We start from the raw sequence: 20,154 nt of genomic DNA, 5'->3' as shown, positions 1-20,154 counted from the left end.
CCAAGTTGGCCCGAGGCCGGAGACCGCCTGAAAGGGCGGTTTTTTGATACCCACAATTCAATCTTTTATCAAATGGAGGAAATGTATATGGAATTTTTCGCTTCTGCTGTTGACACTCTGAAGGTTCTCGTTATGGCTATCGGCTGCGGCCTCGGCGCATGGGGTATCGTCAACCTCTTGGAAGGTTACGGAGCCGACAATCCTGCCTCCAAATCGCAGGGTATGAAGCAGCTCATGGCTGGCGGCGGCATTGTCCTGCTGGGTATGAACCTGATCCCGCTTCTGGCAAACCTGTTCTAATCTTCGCAAAGGAGTAAGCTATGCAAAGTATCTTCGACGCTATCACGGAATGGCTCAAAGGGCTGTTGGTCGAGGGTATCATGGGAAACCTCGGCGGGCTCTTTACAGGTGTGAATGAGCAGGTCGGAGAGATTGCGGCACAGGTAGGAATGACCCCGGCGGCATGGAACGCCGGGGTCTTTTCCATGATACGGCAGCTCTCCGAAACGGTCATCCTGCCTATTGCCGGGCTGGTGCTTACCTTCGTGATGACCTATGAGCTCATTCAAATGCTGATAGACCACAACAATCTACACAACTTCGATACATGGATTTTCTTCAAATGGATTTTCAAGACCTTCGTGGCGGTGCTGATTTTGTCCAACACCTTTAATATCGTCATGGCGGTGTTTGATGTGTCCCAACAGGTCATCCAACAGTCGGCGGGCCTGATACAAGGCTCCACCGCCGTCACGCCGGATGTACTGAATGATATGCAGGCCCAGCTTGAAGCCATGGAACTGGGGCCGCTCCTCGGTATTTTCCTGCAATCGTTCTTCGTGCAGTTTACCATGACGGCTTTGAATATCGTGATTTTCGTCATCGTCTACGGACGCATGATTGAAATTTACCTGATGACGAGCCTTGCCCCCATTCCCTTTGCCACCAGCGCAAACCGGGAGGCGGGCCACATGGGCCACAACTATTTCAAATCCCTGTTCGCCATCGGCTTTCAGGGGATGCTCATTATGGTGTGCATGGCGATTTACGCCGTGTTGGTGCAGAGTATCGCTACAAGTGGCGATATGATGGCCGCTATCTGGGAATGTGTAGGCTACACGGTGCTCCTTGTTTTCGTGCTTTTTAAGACCGGGAGCCTGTCAAAGTCCATATTCGGAGCCCATTAAATCATATCTCGGGCCAACTTGGCCCGAAGCTGGAAGGAGGCAAAAATGTATCAGGAGCCGAACAAATCTCCGTGGGGAGCGGTACAGACCTGCGACACACTCTGCCCCGGCGTGTTCCTTGTGAGCACAGCCAGCCATGGCGGGACGATGGTTTCAAACGATGTGGCGGCCTTTCTCTCCCCGGCAGCCAAGCGGTGCGGTTTCCGGCGTGGCGGCTACCTCTGCTTTGAGGAAGATACGCAGGAGGAAGTGGTGCTGCGGGAGCTCTTAGACAAAAAGCTCTGGAAGATCCCCGAGCGTATCAAAGACAAGGCCGCCTTTGAGGAAAACATTAACCGCTCTATCAAGCGGTATAACCCCGAGTATTGGCGGGCCAGACAGTCGGGCCTTGAGGCGGTGCAGACCGCCCGAAAGGGGGCAACGGCCCGCCAGACAGAACGATGACCTCGGGCCAAGTTGGCCCGAAGCACCAAGGAGGTGATTTCTTTGGCCTATGTGCCAGTACCTAACGATTTGAGCCGAATTAAAACAAAGCTGGCCTTCAACTTGACGAAGCGCCAGCTTATTTGTTTCTCCATAGCGGGCGGTATCGGTATTCCGTTTTACCTGTTTACCCGTTCTCACATTGGGAACAGTACGGCCCTGTTCCTGATGATCGGGCTGATGATGCCGTGTTTTCTGTTCGCCATGTTTGAAAAAGACGGGCTTCCTTTTGAAAAGGTGCTCCGCAACATCATCCGAACACGGTTTTTATTGCCGAAGGTCAGGCCCTATAAAACCGATAATTTTTACGCTTTTCTGAGCAGAAAGGAGGAACACCCGATTGCAGACCAACGCAAAGACCGCAAGGCCGGGCGCAGAAAGAAAGCGTCCTGACCGTACCCCCAAGAAGCAGGCCCCGGCAAGAAAGGTCGGGCCGCAGACCGCACAGCAGACCATCCCGTACCGGGAGATTTTCAAGGACGGTATCTGCCGGGTCAATGACAGGCTCTATACCAAGAGCATGGAATACGAGGACATTAACTATCAGTTGGCGCAGGCTGATGACCAGTCAGCCATCTTTGACGGCTATTGCGCTTTTCTTAATTCCTTCGACAGCTCCCTTCCGTTCCAGCTTTCCTTTATCAACCACCGAAGCCGCCCCGAGAGCAAATACAAGCTCAATATCCCCATGAAGGAGGACGGGTACATCGATATGCGAAGTGAGTATGTGGAAATGCTGGAGGGCCAAATTGCAAAGAGCAACAACGGCATTGTGCGGACAAAGCTGCTGACCTTCGGGGTATCGGCAGACAGCCTCGCCGCCGCAAGGCCCCGGCTGGAGCGTGTAGAGGCGGACATTTCCAGCAACTTCAAAAAGCTGGGCGTACAGTCACGACCCCTGAACGGGCTGGAACGCTTAGAGATACTGCACGGCCAGCTTCACCCCGGCGGCACAGAGCCCTTCCGCTTCACATGGGATATGATACCCAAGACCGGAATGGGAACAAAAGATTTTATTGCCCCTACCAGCTTTGACTTCCGCCAAACCCGGCTGTTTCGCATGGGCTCCACTTGGGGAGCGGCCTCCTATATGCAGATTATGGCCTCCGAACTCTCCGACAAGCTCCTTGCCGAGCTGTTGGAGGTGGACGCTGAAATGACCATTACCATGCACATTCAGACCGTCGATCAGGCTAAGGCCATCAAAACCATCAAGGGCAAAGTCAGCGATATTGACAAGATGAAGGTGGAGGAACAGAAAAAAGCCGTCCGAAGCGGTTACGACATGGACATTCTTCCCCCTGACCTCGTCACTTTCAGTCAGGACGCCAAGAACCTGTTGAATGATTTGCAAAGCCGCAACGAGCGAATGTTTCTTTTGACCTTCCTTGTGGTAAATACCGCCGCCACCCGCCGAGAGCTGGACAACGACCTGTTCACCGTATCGGGTATCATGCAGAAGTACAACTGCCTTTTGAAGCGGCTGGACTTCCAGCAGGAGCAGGGCCTTGTGTCCAGCCTGCCCCTCGGCTACAACGGGATTGAGGTACAGCGTGGCATGACAACCAGCTCCACGGCGATTTTCGTTCCGTTTATGACGCAGGAGCTCCGCATGGACGGCGAGGCCATCTATTACGGCCTGAACGCCCTTTCCCATAATGTCATCATGGCAAATCGCAAGAAGCTGAAAAATCCTAACGGGCTGTACCTCGGCGTTCCGGGGAGCGGCAAGAGCTTCAGCGGAAAACGGGAACTTGTGAATGTGTTTCTTGCCACCAATGACCGTATTATCATCCTTGACCCCATGGGCGAATATTCCCCGCTGGTGCGCCAGTTTGGGAAGGATGGGCTTGTGGTGGAGATTGCCCCCAACAGCCCGCATTTCATCAATCCTATGGATTTGGATTTGAGCATGGATGACGAGGTTTCTCCTATCAGTCTGAAATGCGATTTTCTCCTTTCGCTCATGGAACTGATTGTGGGCGGCAAAGACGGCTTACAGCCCGTCGAGCGTACCATCATTGACCGCTGCGCCCGTATGGTGTACCGGGATTTGCTCAACGACCCGGAACACGCACCTATGCCGACGCTTCAAGACCTGTATGACCTTCTGTGCCAGCAGAGCGAGCCCGAGGCAAAGCGGCTGGCAACGGCCCTTGAAATCTATGTGTCGGGCTCACTCAACCTGTTCAACCACAAAACCAATGTGGACTATAAAAACGCCCGAGTGCTGTGCTTCGATTTGAAGAAGCTGGGCTCCGGGCTCCGCAAAATTGCCATGCACATTCTCAACGACCTGTCCAACAATCAGGTTTCCTACAACTTCTCCTGCGGTATTGCTACATGGTGCTATTACGACGAGTTCCATGTGCTGTTGCAGGACGAGTTGACTTCCAGCTATTTTGTGACCATCTGGAAAATGCTCCGTAAAAAAGGATGTGTTCCCAGCGCCCTGACCCAGAATGTGAAAGACCTCCTTGCCAGCCGTCAGATCGAGAACATCTTTGAGAACTCTGATTTCATGGTGCTTTTGTCACAGGCACAGGGAGACAGGCAGATTTTGGCGAAGCAGTTGGGTATCAGCCCCCACCAGCTTTCCTATGTGACCCACTCCAATCCCGGCGAGGGCCTTTTGTTCTTCGGAAATGTGACCATTCCGTTTGTTGACCGTTTCCCGAAGAATACCAAGCTCTATTCCATTATGACCACCCGCCCGGAGGAAAAGGAGGCCCAGAATGAGTAAGGACGCTTCGGGACAGGTTGACCCGAAGAAAACAAACGGTGAGAAACGGGTAAAGCGTGGGCGGCTCCACTTCACTGAGGAAGAAGTGACCCGTCAGGCCGGGGAGCAGGCTTCGGGCCAAGTTGGCCCGAAGTCCCAGAGTACCGGGAAATTCAGGCAGGACGGCGAACGAGAAAAGCCGTCCTCCCGCTTGCGGAAGGACGGCGAGGCCCGGGAAGATACCGTTTGCGAGGAACAGGCCGCCCGCAAAGATCAGAAAGACAAGTGGGAGAAAAAGAAAGAACGGGCCGAAGCCAAGGCGGAACATTCCGTTGTCCGGCTGGAAATGGCAAAGGAAAAGCTATCCCGTCAGGAGCCGCCGAAGCCGCCCAGCCTTCCCAAGCAGGCGGTCATGGTGGCGGGGGCTGGTATGTGGGCCTATGGACACCGCAAAATCCATGAGGTCGAACACGAAAATGTTGGTGTGGAAGGAGCCCACAAGACCGAGCTTCTGGCGGAGGCCGGGGCGCATAAGGTCAGCCGCTATGCCAAGCTGCGTATCAGGGAGCATCCAGCCCGTCAGGTTAGGAAGTGGGAACGGCGAACAATGAAGGCCAATGCAGACCTCCACTATCAGAAAATGGTGCAGGAGAACCCGGAGCTAAACAGCACTTTTCTTTCCCGCATGGCCCAGAAGTGGAAAATCAAGCGGGAATATGCCAAGCAGGCCCGTGAGGCCGCAAGGCAGACCGCCAAGGCGGCGGGAGTAGCGGCAACCACCACCGAGAAAGCGGCGGCCTATGCCGCTCAATTCGTGCGGCGGCATAAGGGCGGCGCTGTCATTATTCTGCTGTTGTTCTGCCTGTTTCTGATACTCAACTCCGTTTTCTCCGCCCTTCCATCGTTGGGTACGGGCATGATGAACGCCGTGGTGGGGACTTCCTACACCGCCGAGGACGAGGATATTTTAGGGGCCAACAAGGACTATACTGCCCTTGAAAATGAGCTCCGGGAGAAAATCGCCAACATCGAGCGCACCCATCCCGGCTATGACGAGTACCGTTACCAAGTAGACGAGCTGGGCCACAATCCTTATGAGCTGACTTCCTACCTGATTGCCAAACTCCGCACCTACACCCGGGAGAATGTGCAGGGAGAACTCCGGGCCTTGTTTGAGGCACAGTACAAACTGACGCTGGCCGAGGAAGTGGAGATACGCTACCGCACCGAAACGGACACATGGACGGACGAGGATGGAACGACCCACACCGACACCTATGAAGTGCCGTATGAGTATTACATTCTCCATGTGCGGCTCCAGAACAAGACCCTCCCCGTGGTGGTTGGCTCCCTCTTGGACGCCGAGCAGAAGGAAATCTACGACATAACCTTGGAGCTCAAGGGCAACAAGCCTTATCTGTGGGATGACATTTACACAAGCAGCGGAGGCAGCTATGACCCCGGAAGCGACTATACCATTCCGGGCGAGGCCCTTTCCGACCCGGCCTTTGCGGCGCTGATCTCGGAGGCAGAAAAATATCTGGGCTGGCCCTATGTGTGGGGCGGCTCCTCTCCAAGTACCAGCTTCGACTGTTCCGGTTTTGTCTGCTGGGTTTACACGGCAAGCGGCGTTCATAATCTGCCACGCACCACGGCCACGGGAATTTTCAACCAGTGCTCCTATGTATCACCTGCCAACGCAAAGCCCGGAGACTTGGTTTTTTTCACGAAAACCTATGCTTGCGATGGCCCCGTTTCCCATGTGGGTATCTATGTGGGCGGCGGAATGATGATCCATGCGGGCGACCCTATTAAATACGCCAGTATCAATACAAGTTACTGGCAGGAACACTTTTACGCCTTTGGGCGCTTGAACTGATTTTCAGAAAGGAGCTATCCATGACCAAACTTGAAAAAATTGACAAAGAGCTGTCGAAGGCCCGGGAGAAGGCTGCCGAGTGGCAGGCCAAAATCCGGGATTTGGAGAAACAGCGTCAGGAAGAAGAAAACAGCATGATTGTTCAGGCTGTTCGTTCTCTGAAACTGACGCCCGCCGAACTGGCTGAGTTTTTCAGCAATCCCGGCATTACCGCTTCGGGCCAACTTGGCCCGAAGTCTGATGAAGCAAAGGAGGATACCGAACATGAAGAATAAGTTTTTTCGCAGGGCTGCGGTTTTGACTGCCGCCCTGTTTTCTTTTACCTGCATGAGCGCCACAGCCTACGCCCAGAGTAACGAGCCCGTTGCAGAAACCGAGCTGCCTGCTGCCGAGGAAACCACTACTAAGCCCTTCACCCCGGATGGAACGGGTGCGGTGGTGGATAATGCTACCGACGAGGACGGCAAGGAGTTTTTTACGATTACCACCCCCAGCGAAAATGTGTTTTATCTGGTCATTGACCGTCAGCGCACCGAGAACAATGTGTATTTCCTGAACGCTGTCACGGAAAAAGACCTTCTGGCTCTCGCAGAAGCAGACCCGGAGCCCGAAGTAACAGAGCCGGTTGTCCAGCCCGAACCTGACCCGGAACCTGTTCACGAGCCGGAGCCTGAACCGGAAAAAGACACAGCCTTTCCTGTCGGCAATCTTCTGATGGTTGCCGCCGTGGCGCTGGTGGGCGGTGGTGCGGCCTACTATTTCAAGGTCTACCGCCCTAAGCATGAAGCCGCTGGGCTGGACGAGGACGATTACGACTACGATGAAGCCGACCCCTATGGAGATATGGAGACTGAGGAAGAAACGGAGGACGAGGAATGAACTTTACCAACAGCCCCTACGAAAAGATGATGAAAGAGATCCCCCGCCCGGGCCGTGGCGGCGCTGACCGCTGTGCCGGATGCCGCCACTTGAAAGAGTGCGGCAACAGAAAAGGCCATTGCCGCAAGCAGTTTCGCCCCTCGGGCCAAGTTGGCCCGAAGTCCTGATGTGCCGGGAACTGACCCGTGACGAGCGAAAGGGTATCCGAAAACTGGTCACGGAGATGTGCGCCAATTATGACCGGGAGTATGGCTGCCTGCCGCTGGATTGTGAGTGTTATATGCTTGGCAAGTGTTGGACAGGGGCCTATTGCCGCTACTTCCGGGAGGCCGTTCTGCCACTTGACCCGGTACTGACAGCCTCCATCTGCGAGGACGGCCCAGCCCCGGACACCCGGCTGTGCGCCGTTTGCGGGCGGCCCTTTCTCCCGGAGGGGCGGCAAGCCTACTGTTCCGACGCCTGCAAGGCCGAGGGAAACCGCAGAAGGAGCCGGGAGCGCATGAGAAAAAAGCGGCTGAAAAACGGATAGACCTGTTACGATTTGCCCGGAGAAAAAGCCCGGAATATCAGGCTTTTTCCTGCCTGTTTTCCGGGGCGGAATACCCTAATACCTTCTGCCTCCGTTTTGACCGGGTATTTCGTAACATTCATGCACTTCGGGCCAAGTTGGCCCGAAGTCGGAAAGGAGGAACCCACATAGAAATCAACCAAGGCTATGAGATTTTGAAGTCCATCACCTTCGGCAATGGCCGGGGCTTTGCCCTGGGCTATGACGAGGCGGCCCCCAGCCCCTTTGTCACATGGCAGTTTACCGAAACGGGAAACGGCCAGCGGGACTACTATTGGGGCCACTACCACAGCGACGGCCAGATGGCGGAGAAGGACTTCGCCAAGCGCATTGACGATTACAAGGAGCTGTTTCAGGTGCAGGAGCACACAGGTGGCCGGGAGCCTGCGGCGTATTACCGCTACTATTCCACCCAGCGGCCTGTTGACCTCGGCACCTTCCCGAAGCCGCCCGGCAACGCTCCCGTGGAGATCATCAACTTTGACGAGCGGCGCATGGTGGAGGGCGGCACCATGCGGGCATGGGGCGAACTGACCTATTTGAAGCCCCTGACAGATGAGCAGATGGACGATTACGAGCTGCGCCCGGCTCCCGGAAACCCTGATCGGGCGGCCCGACCCTCCATCACAGCCCAGCTCAAGGAGGCGGCCCGCAGAGCGGAGCCCCCGAAGGAGCCCGACAAGGCCAAACACAACAAGTCCCGTGAGGACAGATAGGAGGACGCTATGAACGAAAAAGACAACCACCTGCTGACAGTCGAGCTCTCCGAGGAACAGAACAGCAATATGCTGGACGGCATTTTGAACAACCTACCGCTCTCGCCGCTCCCCAAGGGGCCGGAGAAAAAGGAGCTGGACAGAGTGAAGGAGCCGCCCGCCCACAAGCGGAGCCGGGAACGGGAGGAACGCTGACGGCCCGGCGCAAGCGTGACAGGCACCTTCATGTGATGGTCACGGCGGACGAGTTGACCCAGATACAGCGGCGCATGGCCGAGGCGGGTATTACCAACGCCGGGGCCTATATGCGGAAGATGGCCCTAAACGGCTATATTCTCCATGTAGACCTTGCCCCGGTCAAGGAGTTGGTATCTTTACAGCGGCGGTGCGCCAATAATCTCAATCAAGTGGCCGTCCATGCCAACACCTTCGGCGTGTACCCGGAGGAGATTGCCGGACTCCAGCGGGACTATGAAAAGCTCTGGGGCCGGGTGTCCGATGTGCTCACGGAGCTGTCTGTTATCGTCGCGAAGTAATAAGTAGGGGCAACAACTAATTAGCTGTTGCCCCTACTTTTATGATTTTAGCTGTTCGATATAATCATACCCACTTTTTGAAACAACGAAGATCTCACCTTTGCTCCCTCGTGTTTCTATATAACCTGCGCTCACCAATTCCTCCAACACGCTTTCCCATTGGGCTATTTCTCGTCGTTCCTGTGAGGTAATGAAGTTCTGACTATTTGTTTCTATATATGTACCAGATAAATCGGTGGTTTTCAAAATAGTTCCATCATTAGCTTCACAAGCAGCAAGTAAAAGTTTTAACGCATTATCACTGATTGTTTGTTTGGGCTCTCTGTATTTAGATATTGCGGAAATAAATGTATCACGCTTACGCTCCCAACGGACATCTGGAATAGATGCCAGTCCAAATTCTTGTGCCAATGCGTCTTTAAGTTGTCCCAATTTTTCCTTGACCTCGGTTAAATCGCCATCCAGCTTTAGCCCAATTTTTCTCGGATTGATGGCGCCTTTTATCTCCTTAAATTCAAAGCCTGGAAGTAAAATCGTTGTGTACTTATTTTGCAGTATCCATGCCGCACCCATTTCATTCATGCAAGCAACACTTTGGTAATAATTATCTGAAAGGACGAGGATAACATGGAGGTTATGTTCTTGAAATTGTTGTTTCAAATAATCATAAATATCTTCATCTAACGGAATACCATATCCCGGAATTGATGAACAAAATAGTTGCTCTTGTGTTAGACCTATATCTTCTAAAAAGTCCACAATGCAAGAAACATAATCTTTGTCTTGACTTGAATGGCTTATAAAGACCTTCGGGCTTTTTTGTGGCATCTCTTGTTCCTCCTTGTCATTATCATTCTGAGTACGGTTAATTTCTGCCGGATAATATTTGTCAATATTTTTCCGAATGGCTAAAAGGCTTCCGCTCAACTCATTGTACGACTGTTCATCCTTCCAACCACTAAACCCCTGCTTTAGAAGTGTTAATGTGCTCCAAATAAATTTATCATGTGTGCGGTCATGGATGCCCTCCAACTCCAACTGCAATTCCTGTTTCCATGCAGAAAATTCGGCCTTGTCATAAATCACATTTAGCTGTGGGATACCAGTTCCACCAACAATATGGAAAAAGGACTTAATATAATCTATTTGCTCAATCAAACATAATAAATCGTTTTTCACAAATTTCACCCCTCAATCTGCAATCATTTACCAATAGTATACCAAAGCAAACTTTGTTTATAAAGAGGGAAATAAGCAGAAACACAATTACTTCGGGCCAAGTTGGCCCGAGGTGCGCCGGGACAAGATTTACTAACCGTCTGCAACATTGTTGCCCCTGCGCCCGCATGGTAAAATATAGGTAGAAAGATAGAAAGGGGCTAAAGATATGAGACTTATATTAAAACTGATTGCTGCACCGTTTATCGTTTTGCTGACTATCCTTGTTACCGTTCTGTTGTTCCTGTTCTCTGTGTCCTCCTTCCTCCTGACTACGGCCTCGATTATTATGGCACTGTTGGGCGTGGGGCTATTCTTCATCAGTTACCCGGTGGGCGGCGTCATTTATCTGGGGATTGCGTTCCTGCTTTCGCCCTTCGGCTTGCAGGCGGTGACGGGCGCTGTTATTACGGGGCTGAACAGCTTAAACCTGTCTCTGCGGCAATTCATCACAAGCTGATAGCTTCGGGCCAAGTTGTCCCGAAGTAATATGGACGGCGGCCTTGCATGGCCGCCGTTTTCTATGAAGGGAGGGATTTTCTCTGGCAACAACTGCCTTGCTGCAACGCCACGCCAACGAAGGAGAAAGTATAGCCGAGGCTATTCGTGATTGTCTGGACTATGGGAAAAATCCTGAAAAGACGGAGGACGGGAAATACATATCTTCCTATGAGTGCGACCCGGCCACGGTAGCCGCTGAGTTTCTTTTGGCAAAGGCCAGCTACAAGGCCATGACAGGCCGGGAACAAAAGAAGGGTTCTGATGTGCTATGCTATCAGATCCGTCAATCCTTCTATCCCGGAGAGATTACGCCAGAAGAAGCAAATCGGATAAGTTATGAGCTGGCTATGCGCTGGACGAAGGGCCGACACGCTTTCATTGTTACGACCCACACGGACAAGCAGCATATCCACTCACACATTTACTACAATTCTACTACCCTTGACTGTACCCGGAAGTTTCGCAACTTCTGGGGCTCGTCCTTCGCCTTGCGGCGGCTCTCTGACCGTCTGTGTCTGGAAAACGGGCTCTCCATCGTGGAAAATCCCAAGCCCCGGAGCAAGGGCAAGTTTCGCAATTATGGGGAGTGGCAGGCCGGACAGAAAAAGCCGTTGACCTATCAGGACAGACTGCGGGCCACCATTGATACCGTTCTTGCCAAGAGGCCCACCGACTTCCCGGCGTTCCTCTCCCTGATGGAGCAGGCGGGTTATGAGGTCAAACAACGGCGGGGTGCAATCAGCTTTCGGGCTCCCGGTCAGGAGCGGTTTACCCGCTTGCGCTCTGATACTCTCGGGGAAGGTTACAGCGAAGTGGACATACGGGCCGCCTTGTCAGGCTCCCGCCAACGGCCCGGTCAGCCTCGCCCAAAAATCAGTCTGGCTATTGACATTCAATCTCGGCTCCAAGGAAAAGGCCCCGGTTATGAGCGATGGGCCAAGGTGTTCAATCTCAAACAAATGGCCGCCGCCCTTGCTTATTTGCAAGACAACGGCTTGACGGATTATGAGCAGTTGGAGCAGAAGGCCACAGCGGCCACGGAGCGTTTTCACAAGCTGTCTGACCAAATCAAAAGCACCGAAGCGGCCCTCCATACTAACATGGAATTGAAGGCAGCAACGGTGCAGTATGCCAAGACCCGGCCTGTCTTTGAGAAGTACAAGGCCAGCAAATACAGTAAGAAGTTTCTTGCGGAGCATGGGGCGGATATTGAACTTTACCGGGCGGCCTGTGCCGACTTCAAAGCCATCCTCGGCGGGGCCAAGCTCCCCAAGATGGACACGCTCAAAGAGGAAGGCCGCAAGCTCTCGGAACAGAAAAAGAAGCTCTACGCCGAGTACCGCAAAACCAAGGCGGATATGCAGGAGGTCACGACCATCAAGGCCAACATTGACTATCTGCTGGGCTACTCGGAGCCGGGCAGAAAGAAGGAACAGGAGCGTTAGGGACTGTGACGCATAAGGAGCAAAGCGACGCTAACACTTCGGGCCAACTTGGCCCGAAGCGCCGGGTTTGGGGAGGCTCCCCAACAAGCAAATTTTCACAGACGGGCCGCAAGGCCGGGCTTGTGAAAATAGCTTCTGTGGCCACAGAAGCATTGCTTGCCATTTAGCGGAACCCCCGGAAAGTCCCCAAAAACAAGAAAAACGAAGGCCCTTTTTACTTGACCTCCGTTTCTCTGGCTTTTTGTAGTCCCTCTGCTGTGGCCTCCATGACCGTCAATTCCTTTTCGTCCATTGAGTTAAGCAATCTATCAATGTGCTGGCGGCAGTCGCTTTCGCTGTTCTGCCTGTCAGGATAAAAGAATTGGTCTACGGAAATGTCCAGCAAGGTGACGATTTGGTAAAAGGTATTCAGACTTGGATGCTGACCCCGGTTTTCAAAATACATGATAGAGCGTGGGGTACGGTCTACAAGCTGTGCAAGATATTCCTGCGTCCAACCTTTCGCCTCTCTTTTGCGCTTGATCTCCCGGCCTAATGCGTGGAAGTCGAGCCGTCTTTCATCTTGGTACATTCTCATATCACCCATATATTATTCTACATTTCGGGTTTGATTATGAGAACGAAACACAATTTTATGTTTTAGTAGTATTTTATTGTCCCATCGCATACTTGCACATAAATTTTTATTGAGTTAAAGTTTACAAAAGAGCGCAGAGAAAGCGAGGATTAAATTCTTTGTGTCAGATATAATGTCCATAAAGGAGGTAAAGGAATGGAATGGTTGAAAAAGATAAACAACGCCATAGATTATATAGAAAATAATTTGGATAGTGAAATATCCTACGATGAAGCAGCCCAGATAGCGTGTTGTTCAACCTACTATTTTCAACGGATGTTTACTTACATCACAGGAATTTCATTAGCTGAGTATATAAGACGCCGTAGAATGACACAGGCTGCTTTTGAGCTACAACGGACAGACAAACGAGTGTTGGAGGTCGCATTAAAATATGGGTACACATCCCCTACATCTTTTAATAGGGCATTTCAAAATGTACATGGCATTTCTCCGATTGCGGCCAAAGATATTGGAAGTACATTAAATGCTTATCCAGCTATTAAATTTTCTGTCCACATTACAGGAGGAAGTGCAATGTCATATCACATTGAGGAAAAGGGAGCTATGCGTATTGTTGGTGTGCGCGCCCCTTTGGTAGAGGATTTTGAAACTAACATAAAAAGTGTGCCAATTTTTTGGCAACATACTTTGACGACAGTACAATTTAATCAGATATGCAGTTTTACACATAAAGAACCAAAAGGTGTTTTGGGCATAAGCATCTATCAAAATCCAAACAACATTTTCTATTATATTGCGGCTTCAACTGACGCTCTCGTACCCGAAGGAATGTATGAGTATGAAATACCTGCAACAACTTGGGTAATATTTGAAAACGATGGCTACTTCAAAGAAAGTGTACAAAGTGTATTTCGTCGTTTTTATACTGAATGGCTACCCTTTTCCGGTTATGAATATGCGGGATTACCTGATATTGAAGTCTATCCGGTTGTTGAGGATGGAACGATACATGGACATTCGGAAGTATGGATTGCAATTAAAAAGAAAAAGGAGAACACATAAATGTACCATTTAAGATTGAAAGGCGAACATTACCAAATGGGGGTTAAAAGAGGAACAATCTTTCAACGAGGCAACATATCGTTTCCACTTCATCTCGATACTTTCCAGTTAGAACATGGAAAGCAGAGCGAAAAAATACTTAGAAAATTTTTCCCAGAAGTATGTGAGGAAATAAGAGGTGTGAGTGATACCATAGGTGCCGATTATATATCCTTCATATCATGGATGTTGTGTATGGGGTGTTGTATGTATAATCTGGAAAATAATATTCCAGTTGAAATCAGAGGATGTACCGCTTTTGCTTACTCAAAGGATGGCAATATAATTTATGGACGCAATAATGATTTGCCTCCATATTTACGAGATGGTAGCAAAAGCGAAATCTACTCGCCTATAAACGGAAACCGCTTCAACATTACTACTTCCTCTTTTATTAACGGAGAGGAAGGGTTAAATGAACATGGTTTAGCGGTTGCTATGACTTTTGTTATGACCAGACTTGAAAAGATTAAACCGGGTTTCAATTCTTGTTTCATTGTTAGATACCTATTGGAAAAGGCAAATAATACTGAAATGGCTATGGCTTTACTTATGGAATTGCCAATAGCGTCTAACTGCAACATTCTTCTCGCAGATAAAAATGGGAAGATGGTTGTCGTCGAATGTACTCCAACTCAAAAAAGAGTTCGTGAAGCTGTGACATCAGATAACGGTAACATTGTATGTACGGTCAATAGCTTCACTTCTGATGAATATGCTCCTTATGACGATGCTAAGGGTGATGATTACGATTCTGCAAAACGCTATAAAGTCGTTATGGATAGCTTTATAGACAAGATTACTGACGATTATTTTGAAACCACTACACGCCTTCTCAAAGGTGAATATGGCTTTATGTGTCAATATGAAGATCCAAATTTTCAAACAGTTTGGAGTTCGATATTCAATCTAAAAAGTTTGATGGTATATCGAGCAGAGGGCGATCCACGAAAAAAGAAATTCGTAACAGACAGCAGGCTACACGACATAAAGTTTGGCAAATAGGATTTTCGCATACATAGATATGGGGCTATCGAATTTTTATATTTTATCAATCTGCCCAGCGGCAGAAAAGAAAAAAAGCCGCTGACAGGCAGGTACATTTCCACGCCATCATAACATATCCACAAGGGCGGCTTTGATTTTTCAGAGCCGCTGTTTCTTTTTGGATATTCAGTAACCCCACGGCGGCCCATAGGAGGGTGTCGCCGTGTCCATCTTACTTTCTCACAATTCCCATGACCTTCACCAGCTAAAAAAAGCGTAGCTCCCCCTCCGGGACAGTCTGGCTATGAAGGTACAATATATCAGTACAATTATGATAATGTAATTTCATGCGTCTGCATAGCGTCTTGCTGTGCGGGCGCATTTCTTTTGCTTTGCCTCGGGCCAACTTGGCCCGAAGTCCAGCCCCGGTGCCGCTCTCCGCCGCCCTCCGCTTCGGTCACTCGTCAATCCCCAACACCGAAACGGAGGTACACAATGAAGGAAATCAATTTGCGGGAATTTTACCCGTGGTATATGGAAGATGTTATGGTCGAAGTCACGGAAGAAGTTGCGGAAGAATTGCTGGCGGGTCAGAGGTACATTAAGGCCAGCCGCCGTCGTATCTATCGCAATAAGGCGCACTACTCGCTGGATGCCGAGGACGGCATTGAATATTCTGCTTGCTTCTCTAACCCTTCTCCGCAAGAACTGATCGAGCGCATGGAACGCTTCGAGCATATCTGCCATGCACTGAATAGTCTGCCTGACGCACAGGGCCAGCGGGTGTTTGAGCGCTATCTGCTGAACCACTCGGTCAAAGCGATTGCTGCCGCAGAAGGTGTGACGGAAAGGGCCATCAACGCCGCCATCCAGCGTGGCTTGGAGAACATGAAAAAATATTTGGAAAAAGTTCTGTGAGCCTATTCTTTTTCCCGTTCTAACTGACACGGTTAATGAGAGGATGAACCTTCCTCACACAACTGAATAGCGGGTAACTCGGAGTGCTTGGCAGGGAGCCAAGCAACAGGTACGCCAAGACTTTTCCATAAGGAAAACGAGCGACAACTACTCATGCCGCAGGTGGGGACAAGCCATCTCCACGGCCACGATCTGCAACGGGCCGCAAGGAATAAGTTGGCAACTTATTCGCTCCGATTTGCCGCACAATCCAGCGGGGACACTGACGGAAAAAACAGTTGTCTTGCGACAGGCCAAACATATAGCGTCAGCGCCCCCAGCTTTATAAGAAAGAAGGTCTTGACTATGAATGAGGAATGGAGCAACGACGCTTGCCGTGGCTATGTTATCAAAGCCATGGAAAACTGTGGGTTCCATGCAAAGGACATTCATCAGGTGCTCGTTGAGCTTTATGAAGTCTTTGATTTCTGCGCTGTTGAGGAGGCGGCGCACTACTACGAAAATTGGCAATATTGACCTCGGGCCAAGTTGGCCCGAGGCGTGGAGAAGAACGAAAGGACAGCACTCTTTGCCGGGTGCTGTCCTTTCGCTTTTCCCCACAGGGACAATGCGGGAAATGCTGGCAGTCAACCAACTACGCAAAGGAGGCTTCAATGGTACAATCCGTTACTTATCAGAGTGAAACCAAAACCGTCCATTTTCAGGGGAAAAGCATTGTGCTGGAAAGTCTTACGCCGGTACTCTCTCCGAAGGAAAAGGAAAAGCGGAAAAAGGAGATTGAACGCTGTCTTTATGAGGTGTTCAGCAAGTACAGAAGGGCCAGCGATACCCCGGCCTGACCATCGACAACATTGTCCTTCGGGGCTATCAATGGTATAATATACTTGTAGGTTGGTAGCTCCATTCCACAGGAAAGGAGCCCAACATGAATATTAGAGAAGATGTAATTTATGCAAGACAATCCGTAGACCGCAAGGACAGTATCAGCATTGAGAGCCAGATTGATTTCTGCAAGTATGAGTTGAAAGGCGGCAGTTGTCGGGTTTTCAAGGACAAGGGTTATTCCGGCAAGAATACCGACAGGCCCGAGTTTCAAAAGCTCCTTGGCGAGATACGCAAAGGCAAGGTGCGCCGGGTAGTTGTCTACAAACTGGACAGAATAAGCCGCTCCATTTTGGACTTTGCGAATATGATGGAGCTGTTTCAGGAATACGATGTAGAGTTTGTTTCTTCCACAGAGAAGTTTGACACCTCGACCCCCATGGGCCGGGCCATGCTGAATATCTGTATCGTATTCGCCCAGCTTGAACGGGAGACAATTCAGAAGCGTGTTACAGACGCTTATTACTCCCGGTGCCTGAAAGGCTTTCACATGAGCGGTCAAGCTCCCTATGGCTTCGACTTGGAGCCAACGGTGGTTGAGAATATCCGCACAAAGATGATGGTAGCCGACCCCATAGCCGCAAGCCATGTACGCCTGATGTTTGAAATGTACGCCGAGCCCGAGACTTCCTTCGGAGATATTACCCGGTATTTTGAGGAACGGGGTATCAAAGTATATGGGAAGTCATTGACTCGTTCCTACTTATCCCAGCTCTTACGCAACCCGGTCTATGCACAGGCCGACTTGGAAATGTATGAGTTCTTCAAAAGTCAGGGTACGGTGGTAGTCAATGATGCCGCCGACTTCGCCGGGACAAATGGCTGTTATCTCTATCAAGGCCGGGATGTGAAGGAGGACAAGGACAAGAGCCTGAAAGACCAGATCCTTGTGATTGCGCCCCATGAAGGCTTTGTATCTGCTGATGTTTGGCTGAGGTGCCGCAAGAAGCTGATGACAAACACCACCTTCCAGAATGGCCGCAAGGCCCGCAACACTTGGCTGGCAGGGAAAATCAAGTGCGGGAAATGCGGGTACGCACTCAAAACGACCCACAATCCCTCTGGTTATGAATATCTCCGCTGTTCCAAGCGGGCCGACCACAAGGGCTGTCCGGGGTGCGGCACTCTCCGCAAGACGGAGTTTGAACAGTTCATTTTTACCGCCATGGGAGAAAAGTTCCGGGAGTTCAAGCTACTGCGGGGCGGCGAGGAAAAGGCAAACCCGAAAATCACCGCCTATCAGGTGGAGCTTGCACAGGTAGAGGCCGAGATTGAAAAACTGCTTGATACGCTGACCGGGGCCAACGCCACCTTGCTGGCCTATGCCAACAAGAAAATCGAGGATTTGGACAATCGCAGAAAAACGCTGTCCAAGGCGATAGCCGACTTGTCCGTTGAAACGCTGTCCTCCCAACAGATTGAATTGCTGTCCGGGTATCTGGACGATTGGGAGAATATCAGCTTTGAGGACAAACGAAAAGCCGCTGACGGCCTGATTTCTTCAATCAGCGCAACCAGCGACTATGTAAAGATAGAGTGGAAAATCTGACACTCTTTCCACTCTATCAAACCACTTGTTTCTTTATACCGCTTGTAGCCCCTTGTACACCGTTGCTTTCATGTCCTGAAAAAACTGTCCGCACATTTTTGCTGTATCATCTGCGGCATAAAGCTTATATATAATGTTATTCACTACTACCCAGTCATTTGTGTCAATCGTTTTCATAAGTATGCGCCTGCTTTCTGTCATCATATAGTGTCAAGTATTATGTGTCTTTGCTGTTAGTTTTTATGCCGATTATTAATATATTAAGATTATTTTATTACCCAAACGTCTTAAAACCGTTGAATATATTTAATTACAAGCGGCAATAAATGCCTTAAATATTTTCAATGAAATATCATCCGTTTTATATGAAAATTCCGGATGCCACTGCACCGCCCAAAGGAATTTTCTGTTTTTGCCGTAAACAGCCTCGATAAGTCCGTCCTCGGAAACAGCCATAGGCTCCAAGCTTTCCGCAAGCTCTTTAACCGCCTGATGATGATAGCTGTTCACACCAATTTTTTCTTTTCCCGTCAGCTCAAAAAGCGGAGTATCTTCTATAACATTATCATAATGCTGTATTCTGTCATAGGGTGGAGTCATATGGTGCTCTGTATCGGATTTATGCTCGGTCGGCAAATCCTGATACAGCGTTCCTCCCATAAGTGCGTTTATAATCTGTATGCCCCTGCATATTCCCAAAATCGGTTTGTCGTTCTTCTCCGCAATGTCAAACACAAGTCTTTCGAGTCCGTCTCTTGCATCGCAGGGAATTCCGCATTTATCCGATTTCTTCTCATTATACATATCGGGATTTATGTCATGTCCTCCGGTAAAAAGATAGCCGTCAATAAATTTATCAAGCTGAATAAGCTCATCTATTCCGGCATTTAACGGCAACATAACCGGTATTGCTCCGGCGGCAGAAATTCCGTTAAAATATCCCGGCAGCATCCAAATACTTTCCTTTTCATCATCATACAGCGGTATTACGCCGATAACAGGTTTTCTTTCCATAGCTGTTCCTCCTTGCTGTCTTTATTTTTATGTTAATTAATTTCAAGCCATTCCTTTATACTGTCAAGCTTATCTGTACAATCCTTTCTTCCAAGCTGGTACATCGTCCAAATGTGCTCAAGATTTTTGTCGGTTCTTGATATTTTAACCTTTTCGGTAGGCCTTACAACAAGTATCTTTCCTTCTTCCTCAAGCTTATTTACATAATCGAGGTTATCTTTATAGCGAAGATGTCTTGTTATGAGCGTATCAACAAAATCCGGATATTTTGAATATAATTTCTTTGTCATCGTTACATTGTTCGGATTTGGCTGATAACCTCTCGGTTTTGTAAGCACAACCACAAGTCTGTCATATCCCATTTCCATGAATTTTTTAACCGGAACAGCATCCGACACACCGCCGTCAAGCAGTTTCATGCCTTCGGTTTCGACTATTTTCGATAAATACGGCATAGATGCCGATGCTCTTACGGCGTCCATCTGCTCAAACATATCCTTTATGTGGATATATTCCGGCATTCCGGTTTCAACATTGGTGCAGACAACATAAAAATCTATTCCCGATTTTTTAAATGCCTCATTATCGTATAAATCCAACTTATGCGGCAGCTCGTCATAGCAAAACTTGGCCTCACATATATCACCTGTTTTAATAAGCGAGCGAAGACTCATAAATCTTGGATTTCTTCTATATTTCATTGTGTATCTTATACTTCTGCCCTTCTGACCGGAAATATAAGAACAGCCATGGACAGATCCGGCAGACACACCGATAACTCCGTCAACCTTTATATTGTTTTCATTAAATATATCAAGAACGCCGGCAGTATATATTCCTCTCATTGCACCGCCTTCAAGCACAAGTCCCGTTTTCATTTTTAATCATCTCCTATATATCTGTAAATTGCTTATACACAGCTATATTGTTATAATTAACCGGTAAAGCAGTAATTATTTTTTTAGAATATCACATTTGTGGTTAAAATT

24 protein-coding genes and 1 pseudogene are annotated in these 20,154 nt (G+C 49.6%); 20 read left to right on the top strand and 5 right to left on the bottom strand.

The window, feature by feature from the left end:
• The first annotated feature begins 87 nt into the window (after positions 1 to 87).
• From KQI66_RS08370 to KQI66_RS08315, 12 genes and pseudogenes are all read left to right on the top strand, one after another.
• A complete protein-coding gene (locus KQI66_RS08370) occupies positions 88 to 300 on the top strand; it encodes a Maff2 family mobile element protein (RefSeq protein WP_153919671.1) in 213 nt (70 codons plus the stop codon).
• A gap of 20 nt (positions 301 to 320) precedes the next feature.
• Positions 321 to 1,187, top strand: coding sequence for a VirB6/TrbL-like conjugal transfer protein, CD1112 family (locus KQI66_RS08365; RefSeq protein WP_216428502.1), 867 nt, complete (start codon positions 321 to 323; stop codon positions 1,185 to 1,187).
• Positions 1,188 to 1,232: 45 nt separating this feature from the next.
• Positions 1,233 to 1,631, top strand: a pseudogene (locus KQI66_RS08360) (DUF7007 domain-containing protein); the annotation flags it as partial.
• Positions 1,632 to 1,673: 42 nt separating this feature from the next.
• A complete protein-coding gene (locus KQI66_RS08355) occupies positions 1,674 to 2,063 on the top strand; it encodes a PrgI family protein (RefSeq protein WP_153919667.1) in 390 nt (129 codons plus the stop codon).
• Positions 2,011 to 4,413 (top strand): VirB4-like conjugal transfer ATPase, CD1110 family, encoded by a 2,403-nt coding sequence (locus KQI66_RS08350; RefSeq protein WP_330587937.1) that lies wholly within the window; start codon positions 2,011 to 2,013, stop codon positions 4,411 to 4,413. Before KQI66_RS08355 ends, KQI66_RS08350 begins: the two co-directional genes overlap by 53 nt.
• On the top strand, positions 4,406 to 6,271 hold the full coding sequence (locus KQI66_RS08345) for a C40 family peptidase (protein ID WP_216428500.1): 1,866 nt from the start codon (positions 4,406 to 4,408) through the stop codon (positions 6,269 to 6,271). The genes KQI66_RS08350 and KQI66_RS08345 overlap by 8 nt, the downstream gene beginning before the upstream one ends.
• A 20-nt stretch (positions 6,272 to 6,291) precedes the next feature.
• A complete protein-coding gene (locus tag KQI66_RS08340; RefSeq protein ID WP_117498380.1) occupies positions 6,292 to 6,546 on the top strand; it encodes a DUF4315 family protein in 255 nt (84 codons plus the stop codon).
• Entirely contained in the window at positions 6,536 to 7,150 is a 615-nt protein-coding gene (locus KQI66_RS08335) for a DUF4366 domain-containing protein (protein WP_153919657.1), read from the top strand. The genes KQI66_RS08340 and KQI66_RS08335 overlap by 11 nt, the downstream gene beginning before the upstream one ends.
• A 166-nt stretch (positions 7,151 to 7,316) precedes the next feature.
• Entirely contained in the window at positions 7,317 to 7,679 is a 363-nt protein-coding gene (locus tag KQI66_RS11575) for a cysteine-rich VLP domain-containing protein (protein WP_173005673.1), read from the top strand.
• A 341-nt stretch (positions 7,680 to 8,020) separates the two neighbouring features.
• The gene (locus KQI66_RS11570; protein WP_253287728.1) at positions 8,021 to 8,434 is read left to right on the top strand and encodes a hypothetical protein; all 414 of its coding nucleotides are present in this window, start codon (positions 8,021 to 8,023) and stop codon (positions 8,432 to 8,434) included.
• Positions 8,435 to 8,443: 9 nt separating this feature from the next.
• Positions 8,444 to 8,629, top strand: a complete 186-nt coding sequence (locus KQI66_RS08320; RefSeq protein WP_153919649.1) for a DUF4316 domain-containing protein — start codon at positions 8,444 to 8,446, stop codon at positions 8,627 to 8,629.
• A complete protein-coding gene (locus KQI66_RS08315; protein WP_416388317.1) occupies positions 8,626 to 8,970 on the top strand; it encodes a plasmid mobilization protein in 345 nt (114 codons plus the stop codon). The genes KQI66_RS08320 and KQI66_RS08315 overlap by 4 nt, the downstream gene beginning before the upstream one ends.
• A gap of 39 nt (positions 8,971 to 9,009) precedes the next feature.
• On the opposite strand, the gene KQI66_RS08310 is transcribed toward KQI66_RS08315, so the two are convergent.
• Entirely contained in the window at positions 9,010 to 10,149 is a 1,140-nt protein-coding gene (locus KQI66_RS08310) for a toll/interleukin-1 receptor domain-containing protein (protein ID WP_117498389.1), read from the bottom strand.
• Positions 10,150 to 10,357: 208 nt separating this feature from the next.
• On the opposite strand from KQI66_RS08310, the gene KQI66_RS08305 reads away from it, so the two are divergent.
• Together KQI66_RS08305 and KQI66_RS08300 are read left to right on the top strand one after the other, a co-directional pair.
• The gene (locus tag KQI66_RS08305; RefSeq protein ID WP_117498391.1) at positions 10,358 to 10,648 is read left to right on the top strand and encodes a CD1845 family protein; all 291 of its coding nucleotides are present in this window, start codon (positions 10,358 to 10,360) and stop codon (positions 10,646 to 10,648) included.
• 82 nt (positions 10,649 to 10,730) lie between these two features.
• Positions 10,731 to 12,134 (top strand): relaxase/mobilization nuclease domain-containing protein, encoded by a 1,404-nt coding sequence (locus KQI66_RS08300; protein ID WP_117498393.1) that lies wholly within the window; start codon positions 10,731 to 10,733, stop codon positions 12,132 to 12,134.
• A gap of 214 nt (positions 12,135 to 12,348) precedes the next feature.
• Here KQI66_RS08300 and KQI66_RS08295 read toward each other — a convergent pair whose 3' ends face one another.
• On the bottom strand, positions 12,349 to 12,705 hold the full coding sequence (locus KQI66_RS08295; RefSeq protein WP_118481125.1) for a helix-turn-helix transcriptional regulator: 357 nt from the start codon (positions 12,703 to 12,705) through the stop codon (positions 12,349 to 12,351).
• A 201-nt stretch (positions 12,706 to 12,906) separates the two neighbouring features.
• Here KQI66_RS08295 and KQI66_RS08290 point away from each other — a divergent pair, with 201 nt between their 5' ends.
• From KQI66_RS08290 to KQI66_RS08265, 6 genes are all read left to right on the top strand, one after another.
• On the top strand, positions 12,907 to 13,776 hold the full coding sequence (locus KQI66_RS08290; RefSeq protein WP_216428498.1) for an AraC family transcriptional regulator: 870 nt from the start codon (positions 12,907 to 12,909) through the stop codon (positions 13,774 to 13,776).
• On the top strand, positions 13,777 to 14,820 hold the full coding sequence (locus KQI66_RS08285; RefSeq protein ID WP_216428496.1) for a C45 family autoproteolytic acyltransferase/hydolase: 1,044 nt from the start codon (positions 13,777 to 13,779) through the stop codon (positions 14,818 to 14,820). It begins immediately after the preceding gene.
• A gap of 477 nt (positions 14,821 to 15,297) precedes the next feature.
• Positions 15,298 to 15,720 (top strand): RNA polymerase sigma factor, encoded by a 423-nt coding sequence (locus KQI66_RS08280; protein WP_216428494.1) that lies wholly within the window; start codon positions 15,298 to 15,300, stop codon positions 15,718 to 15,720.
• Between the two features lie 345 nt (positions 15,721 to 16,065).
• Complete coding sequence (locus KQI66_RS08275) at positions 16,066 to 16,236, top strand: hypothetical protein (protein WP_216428492.1); 171 nt, start codon at positions 16,066 to 16,068, stop codon at positions 16,234 to 16,236.
• Between the two features lie 137 nt (positions 16,237 to 16,373).
• Positions 16,374 to 16,559, top strand: coding sequence for a hypothetical protein (locus KQI66_RS08270; RefSeq protein WP_216428490.1), 186 nt, complete (start codon positions 16,374 to 16,376; stop codon positions 16,557 to 16,559).
• Between the two features lie 86 nt (positions 16,560 to 16,645).
• Positions 16,646 to 18,151: a recombinase family protein gene (locus KQI66_RS08265; RefSeq protein WP_216428488.1), complete on the top strand. Its 1,506-nt coding sequence runs from the start codon at positions 16,646 to 16,648 to the stop codon at positions 18,149 to 18,151.
• A gap of 33 nt (positions 18,152 to 18,184) precedes the next feature.
• On the opposite strand, the gene KQI66_RS08260 is transcribed toward KQI66_RS08265, so the two are convergent.
• From KQI66_RS08260 to KQI66_RS08250, 3 genes are all read right to left on the bottom strand, one after another.
• Complete coding sequence (locus KQI66_RS08260) at positions 18,185 to 18,328, bottom strand: hypothetical protein (protein ID WP_216428485.1); 144 nt, start codon at positions 18,326 to 18,328, stop codon at positions 18,185 to 18,187.
• Positions 18,329 to 18,457: 129 nt separating this feature from the next.
• Positions 18,458 to 19,165 carry a gamma-glutamyl-gamma-aminobutyrate hydrolase family protein gene (locus KQI66_RS08255; RefSeq protein WP_216428483.1) on the bottom strand — a complete coding sequence of 236 codons (708 nt, stop codon included), beginning with the start codon at positions 19,163 to 19,165 and terminating at the stop codon, positions 18,458 to 18,460.
• 32 nt (positions 19,166 to 19,197) lie between these two features.
• Complete coding sequence (locus tag KQI66_RS08250) at positions 19,198 to 20,043, bottom strand: patatin-like phospholipase family protein (RefSeq protein WP_216428480.1); 846 nt, start codon at positions 20,041 to 20,043, stop codon at positions 19,198 to 19,200.
• Between the last annotated feature and the right edge of the window lie 111 nt (positions 20,044 to 20,154).

The sequence above is a fragment of the Anaerotignum sp. MSJ-24 genome (assembly GCF_018918145.1).
In the GTDB taxonomy this organism is placed as follows: domain Bacteria; phylum Bacillota; class Clostridia; order Lachnospirales; family Anaerotignaceae; genus Metalachnospira.
Note: the sequence above shows the minus strand (reverse complement) of the source record. Positions and strands in the feature narration are given on the sequence as shown.